Here is a 261-nt window from a genome sequence, read left to right as displayed (position 1 = left end):
CGCTCGGCGGTCACATGGATCATGTGCGTCCGTTGGCATCCTTGCGGGAAAACAGCGAATTCCGGCCGATGCCCTATATGCCCGGACGGCGCGCATGAAACGGCTCCCGCAAATCGCGCTTCTTCCTGACGGCAAGCGGCTGCATTTGCAGGATGGTCCGATCGATCTGGTCATCGAGGCGAAGGGAAGTGAAGGTGAGGTGCGCGCCGCTTATGAAGCCGCTGCTTGGCGCTTTACCGGCCTGCTCGATGAACTCTGCGA

1 pseudogene is annotated in these 261 nt (G+C 60.9%); it reads left to right on the top strand.

From position 1 onward, the window contains the following. Positions 1 to 94 precede the first annotated feature (94 nt). Positions 95 to 261: pseudogene (locus KJQ96_RS41245) on the top strand (UPF0280 family protein); the annotation flags it as partial.

It is taken from the genome of Bradyrhizobium sp. sGM-13 (genome assembly GCF_018398875.1).
Lineage (GTDB): Bacteria > Pseudomonadota > Alphaproteobacteria > Rhizobiales > Xanthobacteraceae > Bradyrhizobium.
The sequence above is the reverse complement of the archived record's forward strand: the minus strand, read 5'-3'. Positions and strand labels throughout refer to the sequence as shown.